This window comes from Microcoleus sp. B9-D4 (assembly GCF_036705105.1).
GTDB lineage: Bacteria > Cyanobacteriota > Cyanobacteriia > Cyanobacteriales > Microcoleaceae > Microcoleus.
Genome location: NZ_JAUBTS010000011.1, coordinates 145438 through 155327, shown reverse-complemented (window position 1 = coordinate 155327; position 9890 = coordinate 145438). Strand labels below are relative to the sequence as shown.

General features: G+C 42.0%; 18 protein-coding genes. All 18 read right to left on the bottom strand.

All coding sequences use genetic code 11. The features are described 5' to 3' along the window. Nucleotides 1-230: 230 nt before the first annotated feature. The 18 genes from QUB24_RS10025 to QUB24_RS09940 all read right to left on the bottom strand — a co-directional run bounded on the left by QUB24_RS10025 (nucleotide 231) and on the right by QUB24_RS09940 (nucleotide 9861). Nucleotides 231-734, bottom strand: coding sequence for a DUF1822 family protein (locus QUB24_RS10025; RefSeq protein WP_333152981.1), 504 nt, complete (start codon nucleotides 732-734; stop codon nucleotides 231-233). A 45-nt stretch (nucleotides 735-779) separates the two neighbouring features. Further along, nucleotides 780-1511, bottom strand: a complete 732-nt coding sequence (locus tag QUB24_RS10020) for a hypothetical protein (protein WP_333152979.1) — start codon at nucleotides 1509-1511, stop codon at nucleotides 780-782. Between the two features lie 83 nt (nucleotides 1512-1594). After that, nucleotides 1595-2215, bottom strand: coding sequence for a hypothetical protein (locus QUB24_RS10015; protein ID WP_333152977.1), 621 nt, complete (start codon nucleotides 2213-2215; stop codon nucleotides 1595-1597). A gap of 82 nt (nucleotides 2216-2297) precedes the next feature. Continuing rightward, entirely contained in the window at nucleotides 2298-2645 is a 348-nt protein-coding gene (locus tag QUB24_RS10010) for a hypothetical protein (protein ID WP_333152975.1), read from the bottom strand. 44 nt (nucleotides 2646-2689) lie between these two features. Then, a complete protein-coding gene (locus tag QUB24_RS10005) occupies nucleotides 2690-3076 on the bottom strand; it encodes a hypothetical protein (protein WP_333152973.1) in 387 nt (128 codons plus the stop codon). 35 nt (nucleotides 3077-3111) lie between these two features. Next, nucleotides 3112-3330, bottom strand: a complete 219-nt coding sequence (locus QUB24_RS10000) for a hypothetical protein (RefSeq protein WP_333152972.1) — start codon at nucleotides 3328-3330, stop codon at nucleotides 3112-3114. Further along, on the bottom strand, nucleotides 3314-3709 hold the full coding sequence (locus QUB24_RS09995) for a hypothetical protein (RefSeq protein WP_333152970.1): 396 nt from the start codon (nucleotides 3707-3709) through the stop codon (nucleotides 3314-3316). The genes QUB24_RS10000 and QUB24_RS09995 overlap by 17 nt, the downstream gene beginning before the upstream one ends. Before the next feature lie 76 nt (nucleotides 3710-3785). Next, nucleotides 3786-4094, bottom strand: coding sequence for a hypothetical protein (locus QUB24_RS09990; RefSeq protein ID WP_333152967.1), 309 nt, complete (start codon nucleotides 4092-4094; stop codon nucleotides 3786-3788). Nucleotides 4095-4179: 85 nt separating this feature from the next. After that, nucleotides 4180-4443 carry a hypothetical protein gene (locus tag QUB24_RS09985; protein ID WP_333152965.1) on the bottom strand — a complete coding sequence of 88 codons (264 nt, stop codon included), beginning with the start codon at nucleotides 4441-4443 and terminating at the stop codon, nucleotides 4180-4182. A gap of 76 nt (nucleotides 4444-4519) precedes the next feature. After that, nucleotides 4520-5194, bottom strand: a complete 675-nt coding sequence (locus QUB24_RS09980; RefSeq protein ID WP_333152963.1) for an MT-A70 family methyltransferase — start codon at nucleotides 5192-5194, stop codon at nucleotides 4520-4522. Nucleotides 5195-5281: 87 nt separating this feature from the next. Beyond that, nucleotides 5282-5587: a hypothetical protein gene (locus QUB24_RS09975; protein ID WP_333152962.1), complete on the bottom strand. Its 306-nt coding sequence runs from the start codon at nucleotides 5585-5587 to the stop codon at nucleotides 5282-5284. Between the two features lie 102 nt (nucleotides 5588-5689). Then, complete coding sequence (locus QUB24_RS09970; RefSeq protein ID WP_333152960.1) at nucleotides 5690-6106, bottom strand: DUF1257 domain-containing protein; 417 nt, start codon at nucleotides 6104-6106, stop codon at nucleotides 5690-5692. 138 nt (nucleotides 6107-6244) lie between these two features. Beyond that, entirely contained in the window at nucleotides 6245-6454 is a 210-nt protein-coding gene (locus QUB24_RS09965) for a DUF2997 domain-containing protein (RefSeq protein ID WP_333152958.1), read from the bottom strand. A gap of 50 nt (nucleotides 6455-6504) precedes the next feature. Beyond that, nucleotides 6505-6846, bottom strand: a complete 342-nt coding sequence (locus tag QUB24_RS09960; RefSeq protein ID WP_333152956.1) for a DUF6283 family protein — start codon at nucleotides 6844-6846, stop codon at nucleotides 6505-6507. Nucleotides 6847-6981: 135 nt separating this feature from the next. Next, a complete protein-coding gene (locus QUB24_RS09955; protein ID WP_333152954.1) occupies nucleotides 6982-7365 on the bottom strand; it encodes a hypothetical protein in 384 nt (127 codons plus the stop codon). Nucleotides 7366-7452: 87 nt separating this feature from the next. Further along, a complete protein-coding gene (locus QUB24_RS09950; protein WP_333152952.1) occupies nucleotides 7453-7866 on the bottom strand; it encodes a DUF6876 family protein in 414 nt (137 codons plus the stop codon). 58 nt (nucleotides 7867-7924) lie between these two features. Then, nucleotides 7925-8227 (bottom strand): hypothetical protein, encoded by a 303-nt coding sequence (locus QUB24_RS09945; RefSeq protein ID WP_333152951.1) that lies wholly within the window; start codon nucleotides 8225-8227, stop codon nucleotides 7925-7927. A gap of 71 nt (nucleotides 8228-8298) precedes the next feature. After that, the gene (locus QUB24_RS09940; protein WP_333152949.1) at nucleotides 8299-9861 is read right to left on the bottom strand and encodes an AAA family ATPase; all 1563 of its coding nucleotides are present in this window, start codon (nucleotides 9859-9861) and stop codon (nucleotides 8299-8301) included. Between the last annotated feature and the right edge of the window lie 29 nt (nucleotides 9862-9890).

Here is a 9890-nt window from a genome sequence, read left to right as displayed (position 1 = left end):
ATTACCAGAAACATTACCAGAAACATTACCAGAAACATTACCAGAAACATTACCAGAAACATTACCAGAAACATTACTTGTGACACAAAGAACTGATGCCACTTGTCCGTAGCTTGCGGGCGGGTAGCGCATCGCTACTTCCTCAAGTTGAGTTTTCATATTATTCAAGGGTGCTGTTTGGAGTAGCTGGAAAGCAGCCAGCATTTAACTACTTTCCCAATTGCAAAAAATTACACCGTTCCTAATTCAATGCGTTCCAAATAGTCCGATAAGTTATCAAACGGCTGAAGGTCGGCAACGGAAATTTCTACAGTATCGCCGTGGAGGTCGGCAGCCGGGAGAAAGCCCAAAAGTTTAACTCTATCCAATGGGTCAGGTAATTGGACAAAGATATAGGCAATGCGTAGCTCGCGGGCGCATAGCGCATCATCTTGAGCAGGAACACAAATATCTGTTTCTCCTTCACAAATTCGACAACATTGAATCTTTCCGATTCCGGGCAACTCTAAATCAGCAAGTTCTAAAGCTGATTCAATTGCTACAGTCCAGTTACAATCTTGATCGAGAATGGTTTCAAAGTCCATCCAACCCATAAAATGATTGACTGCCCACACTGTTATTGTATTGTAGAAATGTTTTAGACCAACTTCTAGATTAGCTTGTTCGGAAGCATAACCTAAAGCTAAATTGTACACTTTCTGTTCGATCGGAAACTCCAACAAGTTATCTTTCATTTTCTGTGATTGAGAAATGACAAATCACAGTCTCAAAGCGAAGCATTAACCTGACGCAATTAATTTTTCTAATTCTTCTTCAAACCAAGGAAGTAAACTATGATAAATGCTTTGACTCGCCAATCTGGATTTAATGTTTTTGACAAATTTGGCTCCAGATATTTCCTTTTGATGAGCCAAAGAAACATCATAATAAGTTTGAGCGTAAGCAAATTGTAAGATTCGGACTCTTCTTAGTTTCTCGGCTGTGAGTATCTGAACGAGATAGTCGATCGAATCATTTAACGTTTTCCTGTTACCTTTAGCCCAATTGCGATCGTGAATTTGAGAAAAGAAAACATAGACGTAGCCTCCAGCTAGATACCATTTTGTGTTTGGGTAGACACTATGTATGTAATCAAGAAGTTTCTCACAAGCTAATTCCAAAGTATCTATTTTATTCTCAATGCGAACATGATGATGTGAAATAAGATACCAGCCTAAATTATCAGTAATTAGAGTGTTATTCAAAATTTCAGCAACTGCATCTTTTGCAGCGACCTTTACTGTTGGGTCGATCGAACTCCACTTCTCTCTCAAAAACTGAACTATCAAATCAAAACCAGGCTCACCATATTTGCAAGCTTCAGACATGGCACCAATTTGGGATAATCGGTGACTTGATGCTAAACGGCTCCTGACACCGAATAAACCTCCGAGCACCGTAGCGCCTTCGGGAACTAAGACTTGACTGCCGAGTACCGCGTCATATTCTGTGGGGTATGTGGCATCTACCATTGCTATTACCTGATTAAATGTGATGTGGGGCGCAACTCCCATGTAAATGCGCTGAAATTGATGCTAATTACTGACTCTCGATACTAAGCGTCATAGTTTGTAAGAAGTTGAGGAATTATGGATTTAACTTGGGTTGCACTTATCAAGAAAAACCTTTCATTCGCGTCAATCCCTAGAATCACAAGTAAACCTCGCAATTCTTGTCCGTTTTTAGTGACAAAGTTTACTTCACCCTCCGCGCCAGCATTACTTAAAATCACCAAACTCTTGTCAATAAACTGATGTTCTGTGATTTCTAAGAAGGCTTTGTCTTGGACTTCTATGTTCAAATCCAAAAGCTCTCGAATATTAGGTAAAAGTTGATTTTTGGAGAATCGAATGTCTAAACCTTGTTCTGAAACTAAAATGTAATAGAGCATAGGTGTGTCGATCGTATATTTTACTCTGGGTCTACCGTTGATGGTTTCCGTCGGGACTGACTTAATTTCAATTCCACCATTCTGCAAAGCCAAAATGATTTGATTAACGTATTCTCCTGACAAATCTCCCAATTGAGCACCTATGTCTTCTGGGTAAAGAGGCTCTGAGTTTTTAAGCAGGTTGTAGACACTTCTCGCAGTGTACAGCCCTGACCACGGTAATTCATCCCCCCCAGCAATTACCCTGGCATACTGAATTATTCTTCGGTACAGATTGTTATCCATTTTCTTGGTTGTTGTTTATTTGATAGGTGCTCTGATAAGTTGCAATCACGCCCCAGGATGTGGGGGCATGATTTTGCTATAGTTAACGTGAATTTGCTTGATAAAGTTTGGTTTCTCGTTTCACCAACTCTACCTGCTGCTGAGTCAACAGACAGAAATCTTCTTGCTGAGGATCGATCGCCACAACGAGAACTTGTCCCTGAAGAATTACGCGCTTTGGAGTAAGCATAGTTGGCTGATGAGCCTTCCGCAAGAAGTCATCGTCAACCAAGACAGCAAGTGACGGGTCAGAATAACAGTGGTAGACCGCCTCAAAGAACGCTTCTTGCCCTGGAATTCCTACAAGCTTTTGAATTTCTGGGATTTGTGGTAGCTCGGTTGCTGCTACCTCTTCAATTCCTGTTGAGTTAATTAAAACGTAAAATGGCATCTGGACGGCTCCTGTCGTAAAACGGTGTTGAATTACAGAAAATCTCAATCCCGCAGCGAAGCACTAAAATCCTTTTCTGGCTTGGGTAGTTTTTGGTGTAGTTTGAGTTCTTCTTTCACCATTTTTACTTGCTCAAGATTTAGCAAACACAAATCTAAGAGTGAGTTGTTAGTTCCGAGAATAACTACCTGACCGAAAATCACGTCTCCCTTTTTAGTTACACAAGTCGGTTTTAGCCCTTTCGGTTCTAGGTCATCATCACAAATTATGACAATCTTGGGGTCAGAGAAGTTAGAAGAATCTAGCACTTCAAAAGTGGCTGGCTCTCCTTCAATGCCAACCAAATCTTGAATTTCTTCAGTTGTCAACATTTCGCGAGTGGTGTAGACATCTATTTCTTGTTCGTTCGTAACCACAATGTAGTAAGGCATGAGAGGGAACTGGGAGCGACCCAGTTATTCGCTATTTATTGATTTGTCGCCATCTTAGGGATGGGTTCACACAAAGCTTTAGCTGCCTCAAGGTGCTCAGGGGGAACATAGAGGCTAAACTTGTCTTGATACACGTAAAACTCTAGTTGATGAGGGATTTCGTTGATGGCAGTAACAACCGTGTGATGCTGATTTGATGGAAAATCTCCTACTTTGTGAAATCCTGAAATATTGATGTCAGATGATGAAGACATTTGTTAGAACTGGGAACGACCCAATTATTACGCTAATAAGGTTTTGTGCTACCAAATAAATTACCAGATTGTTGGCAAATTCGATCGAATCTTGAATCAATTCAGCTTTTTGTCTAGCAAATTTTGTATGGGATAACTTTGCTAAACGATAAACTTGCTCTTTTGACCATCGGCTTTCTGCGTCATAGCCTGGATCTCCACTAACCACCGAGATTTCAATTGTGGTATTTTTGGACCATTTCGTGATTTGAAGGTAGTAATCATTCCAGCCGTCATCAATGAGAAGTTGACAACGCTCTCTTAGATATGGGATTGATTTACCTTCTTTGGTTTTCCAAGAACCCTGTTCTGAGGATATATTTAGTTCTAATTCGCTCATTTTTTATGCTAAAAACTCACAAATTCAGAGCGAAGCATTCTGGATTTGAACTGGGAGCGACCCAGTTATTTCGCTATTATTTGTTGGATTTGTTGGCAAATTCGTAGCTTGCGGGCGCGTAGCGCATCGACATACAGAAAGTTCTAGCTGCTTCAAGATGTTCTGGAGCAACATAAACTCTAAAAGCACCTAGTCTCCAGAGCTGCTTTGAATCAGGATGAAACGCTATCAGGTATTGAAACTCACTATTTTTCAGTGCAGTTTCGATTAATTCATGCTGATGTGCAAAAAAGTCACTCACAATAATAAACCCGTTTTCAGCAATCTCGGGCAATTCGTTGGACTCTGATTCTATCGTTGTGCAGTCGTTATCAATGCTAGCCATAATGGTAAAGATGAAAAGATCAACATCTCAAAGCGAAGCACTAACCGAAAAACTTAGAACTGGGAGCGACCCAGCAATTACGCTATTATTTGTTATCAAATTCGTAGCTTGCGGGCGCGTAGCGCATCGACAGACATAACTCTGTGGCTATTTTGACATAGACTGGAGCAACATAAACTCTGAATGCACCTTCTTTCCAGAGATTATCAGGATTGAAAGAATGAAACTTTATTTCATACGGAATGTCAGCTTGTTTGAATCCAGATCCGATCGATTCATGCTGATGTCCCATAAAATCGAAAACTGCTAGTAATCCATTTTCAGTGTCTTGTAGTTGATTAGAATTCATCGTTGGTACTTTCCTGTAAAGCATTGACAGAAAGACTTGACCCTAATAATTCCGATGAATTACTAGGGAAATGTCATCAAACTACAGCATTAGGTAAGTCAGCTTCAGCACCCCAGGCATCCCAATTAGGGCGTTGTTCCCGAGCAAATAGCTCAATCCTCGACGGGTGCGATAACTTACCCAACTTCTCGCAATTCTCAAGTTTTTCAGCGAGTTGATCGGCGATTCCCCAAAACTGTTTCGGCTTCTGTGAATGCTCTCTACGGGGAGCTTTGATGAGGTTGTTGATGGTAGTCAAACCATGAGTGGTAAAACTCCCCGGTGCACCTTTAGTGGCTACCAGAAAATGCTCGGTGCAATTCCTACCGTAGTGACCTAACCCCGCATGAGGGTTGCCATCCTTGGTGACTTTCTCCCAGGTGAAAGTCGATCGATGAGTAAATCCCCAGCGATCGAGACACCGGAACCCCAGCGCTTGATGGTTGTTTGTTACCCACAGCAGCAGATAAGAGTCATCGCTTGCGATCGCACTGATTGGCATATTGAGGATTTCCTCATCGGTCATGGATGGGTAACTGCAACGGCCCCGGTGAGTCTTATCTGTTTCTCGTAAATGAAAATTCCACGGAGGATCAGCCACAATGAGCCTGTACTCTTTATGCGGGATAGGTGGCAGATTTGGTATCAGGTGCAGTGCGATCGATAGTTTCAGTTGTCCTACGCAGTCATCGGCTTTGTAAGTAGTTTTCATCCTAATTTTTCCTTTTTTTTGAGGTTTGTTTGGACGATTCCTGTTGCTCTTTCTGTCTGGCTAATTCAGCTTGTTCTTTGTTAATAACTAATCCCTGAAAAACATCTCCTGTGCTTGCTTAATCTTCAAAGTGTCCTGTTGCTGAACCTTGAAAATCAAAAACTTGAGGATTTCGATCGAACTTAGTCCATCTAATTTTGTGACTTTTTGAACAAGTTGAGCAGCGATGGCAAAATATCCAAGGTCATAATCTGTAGCTCCGGCTAAAACTTTAATCGCAAATTGTTCCAAACTCCAGTTATTCAATCGAGCCATCTCAAAGATTTTATCAACCTCTATTTGAATGTCTTCAGCTTGTTTTTCTACTTGTTGTTTGTGATTGTCGCTATCCATGATTTACCCTGAGTTTTCTACGCTTATTGAGAGGAAAGCAGCCAATAAACTGCCTTCCTCAAGTCTTTATGGCGAAGCCCTACTTAACTGTGGCTTTAACGACTAACACCATTTACCAGCAACTATGACAACTTCACCATTTTCTTCAGTTTGAGACTCAATATTGAAGCCTTGACTTTTCAATACTGCTAGAGTATTTTCCCGTGCGTACCAGGGTAAAAGTTGTTCCATAAATTTCTTGGCAGCATGGATAGAACCATCACGAGTTAAGAACTCAAATTCGTCTGTTCCTTCTATCAATTTAAAGCCAAAATCGTAACCACCCTGATAGCTTTGTTTGCGCCGAATAACAAAATCTGCTAGCTTACTGTTGCCGAAAGGGTCATGAATACGGGTGTTGGTTTCTAAATAAGCCCCGGTCAGAATTCCATCAAGTCCTGATTGAATCATCTTCTGAAGAATGTCTTGTAGGACGAGCGGGTTCTTGATTTGGGTGCGGATTACACTGAGATGTGACATTTTCTAAGTCTCCTAAAAGTTTTGAAAGTGGACGAGAGAAATACCGGGCAGCAGCAAGAATTTCTGAAGTACATTTACCGCATTCGTAAGTTCTGCCGTTTACTAAGGGATTGACACAACCAGGGATTTTGCAGTTCATCAGCTATTTGTCCACAAAGTTGATTCCTCGGTTAATGTTTCAGCTAATGTGTCGTTCAGTGCTTCTGGAAGAAGTTCTTGCGATTGAACCTCCCCCATTGCCTTTTCCAGTCCCTGAGTAACAGCGGTGCAATTAGCCCCGGAAGCGATGACTTTTTCGGTAACAGTGCCATCTTTGCTGATGGTGAATTCGACTTTGTAATATTGCATGGCTAAATAAGTTGAGGGTAAGTTGAGGGTAAGTTGAGGGTAAGTTGGGGTTAATCTTTCAAAGTTTCAGCAAAAGTTGCGCGCTGTTCGCCATCAACCTCAAGGTCTTTTATCTGACCTGAGCGCATCAATACCAGTCGCAGAAGTAGATTATTATTCCGAATTTGATGATAAATCCAGCCAACACATTCAAGGATTTTTTCATCAGTGGAATAGTGACAACCCATTGCGACATTAGAATCTGCCAATTGCTCTAACAAATCTAAACTTGGATCAGCGATCGTCCTTTGCAAAGCTTCATGATTTTCGCGGTTGTAGTCAGGAATTTGTTTCAAATCTCGGTCTACTTTCCAGGGACAGTTAGCGCATTGTTTGGTTTGTGTGATTTGCATGGTTAGTATTTGACTGAAATTACTCGATCGAATTTGTCTCGAATAATTTTGGGAGTTTTGTTGAAATTCATCCCACAATCTCGGCAAATATAATGTCTCAAGTAGCCTAACTGACCAAGAAACATTAGCTGACCGCTACAGACTTTGCACATCAAATTTGCCATTTTGGTTTTCCTCTTTCAGGGTGTTATTGATAATTAAACCTTGATTGATTAAATCGACTGCCCATTGTACGATCGAAGAATCTTGTTCCAGAGTCCCCTTAGCTAGATATCGCAGAAATTGCAGCAATTCATCTCCCAGAAAAGTTGTGCTGTGGTGAATCATGCGACAAGCAATTGCCACATAAGGTCTTTTCTCTAACATTGCCTGAACCCAAATTTCAGTTGCAAAGTCGGCAGCTTTGACCTCATTAGTAATTGCTTCAGCAAAAATTTTGTTGACCTCTGCCTGCAATTCTGCCAGTTCTTTATGCTTTTCTTGGAGTGTACGATCGGAACTTTGTTCGCTAGCGGTCATTTGATTTGCTCCTGATATTAGTTGAGTGATGTAGTGCAAAATTGTGTCCAGCCTCCAGAGTAGGAGGACTGGACAGCATTTCAAGGCTTAATTTTCGCTTGGCAAGTAAAGAACTCTATCTCGTAAGAAAAGCTTGATTTCCGGCAGGGAAAAATCGGTATAAGGTATCTGCTGAATAACGGCAGGTGTAACTCCGAGTTTGGGCGTATCTTCCCAACAAGTCAGAACAGCATCATTAGGCGATTTAGGCTTGATAAATTCATGTGTATCGCCAACATGAAGGAACCAAAGTTGAAACTCACTTAAACTACGAACTTTCCTCAGTCTGTGTTGATAGGAGACGATCGCATCAATCAACCAGTAAGCTTCAGCATTTTCAGCCAAGTATTTGACTCCATCGGTGTACAGAAGTCCAAGGAAATGCTTGTAATATTGCTCACTTCCATTAAAGTGTTCTAAATTCTTGGACAGTGTTTCAGCATCCATCTTTACTTTTGACATGATCTGACTCACAAACTCAAAACATCACTTCCTTACAGCGAAGCATTACACGACTATTTCAATTTTCTGAACCTTTATTTTCAAATGCTTCGGCTAATTTGTCATCAATGGCAAAAGCAATAATTCCGATCGCACCTGCTATAGCTGCTTCGTTTCCTGCTTTAGAAGCTTCGAGAAAAGTTTGAATCTCATCTTTGTTGGTAAATAGTTCATTGACTATTGCTAAAGCATTTGTGTTGTCAGCGACGGCGCTTGTCCAAATCATTGAGGCAAATGCCCAACTATTCATTACTTCTTTTTTGCCTTCATCAGTGTCGATTGTTTCCAAGCTAGATAAAGGATGAACAAAATGTGGTTCCATATTTTTTCTCGCTTTTTAGAGTAATGTGCAATTGAAAAGCGAAGCACAAATACTTCGCTTTTTGATAATGATTAATTTTCGTCAACCTCAAGAGGAGAAAGATGAGAATAGGAAGTGGAATGTGTTTCAGTGCGATCGGCAATGCTAGCAGATTTAGCGCCCGATCGAATTGCCCAAGTTTTCAGCGCTTCAATCTGTGGCTGAGCAATTTGAGCGAGCGGTACGCAATCGTGAATCGCAGCAAAAATATCATCATCCATGAATTCTAGATCGCGACTAAATCCAATTTGCATTGCTTCATAAATCACTTGTTCGATTTCCGCACCAGAAAAATTTTTAGTGTCGATCGCAAACTGTTGTGTATCAAATTTTTGAGATTCGACAACACCACGCAATCTTTTCAAATGCACTTGGAAAATTTGCTCGCGCTCTGACTGATTGGGCAAATGAAGAAAAAACAGTTCATCCAAACGACCTTTGCGGATTAATTCAGCGGGAAGTAATTCGACCTGATTCGCAGTTGCCACAACAAACACCGGCGCGGTTTTCTCACTCATCCAGGTAAGCAAAGTTGCGAACACTCTCTTACTTGTTCCTGAATCTCCATCTGACTGATTATTGCTAAAACTCTTCTCAATTTCATCAATCCAAAGGACGCATGGTGAGATCGCCTCTGCTAACTTAATCACCTGCCTGACCCGACTTTCGCTTTCCCCGACAATGCCACCAAATAACCGCCCCACATCCAATCTCAGTAATGGCAATTTCCACTCAGCAGCTATGGTTTTAGCCGATAAACTTTTGCCAGTACCCTGAATGCCGGCCAGCAGTACCCCCTTGGGATTGGGCAAACCATACTCACGGGCTTCATCGCTGAAAGAGCGCGATCGAACTGTTACCCATTGCTTGAGATTTTCAAGTCCGCCGATCGACTCCAGACCTGATTGAACCGGGATAAATTCGAGGATGCCTGTCTCTCGGATGGTTTGGCGCTTCTCCTCGATGACCGCAGCGAGGGCTCGAATATCAACTTTTCCAAGAACTAAGCACTTGGCAAGGACGCGGGCAATTCGGCACCGAGTCAGCCCCTGGCAAGCCTTTATGAGCTGTTGCCGTTGTTCCGCGTTGAGTTTGAAATCGGGGGCAGGCACTAATCGAGTGAGCAACTTCGATATCTCCTCGATGCCTGGTAAAGAGATGTCCACCACAGTAATTTCTTCGCGCAGTTCTTGAGGAATTCGCAGTTGGTCGGAGAGGATGACGAGGCAGCGACGGTCACGGGCGATCGCCACTGCCAAATTTTTCAGTTCCCGGACGATCGCTAATTGGTTACTTGCAATCTGTCCATTGGCACTCGGTGCAATCAGAGTCGCGATGTCCTTCATCACAAAAACCGTGGCTTGTTCCATTGCCGGGGCTTTGCTGATCCGCTCCAAGGCTTGCATCGGATTTCCTTTGGATGTTCCATTATCTGTCCAGCCACGGGCAAAATCCCAGAAATAGATTTGCCCTTCCTTAGCTTTGACCACATCACACAAAATTTCTTCGGCTGTTTCCTCTTCCGGGCTCACTACCCACAGCAAAGGAAATCGCGCCATCAACATTAGCTGAATTTCTTTCTTTTGATCTATCATGTTTTAATCCAATCGAGCTTTTGAGTCAC